General features: G+C 42.8%; 1 protein-coding gene. It reads right to left on the reverse strand.

What is annotated here, in order from left to right; genetic code table 11:
• Window positions 1-27 precede the first annotated feature (27 nt).
• The coding region (locus tag ACT3QP_RS15155; RefSeq protein WP_444526077.1) for an IS1 family transposase at window positions 28-306 on the reverse strand (279 nt) is incomplete at its 5' end.

A 306-nucleotide genomic window follows, 5' to 3' on the forward strand; every position in this document is an offset into this window, starting at 1 on the left:
GGTGGTGTTCTAAAAAGTATGCTGGCATCAGACATAGCCATAATTGACATAGAAGAATACCAAATCAAACACCTTAAAGTGGTTATCAAACTTCTTTGAGAAGCAGCAGGTCTTTCGAACGGCTCGTCGCAATCGGTGCCTAAGGCGACAGTTATTACCTTCTATGCCTACCGTATGCTGCTTGCCGATTTGTTTCTTGTCAGGCTTGAATGCGGTTATAAAGCTATCCCAGTTATCCATGCTAATAGAGCCATAGCTGACTTTCAGTTGTTTAAGACGGGCTCTTAGCTTCTTAGCTGTTTTCAG

This window comes from Psychrobacter sp. AOP7-B1-24, assembly GCF_052376215.1.
GTDB lineage: Bacteria > Pseudomonadota > Gammaproteobacteria > Pseudomonadales > Moraxellaceae > Psychrobacter.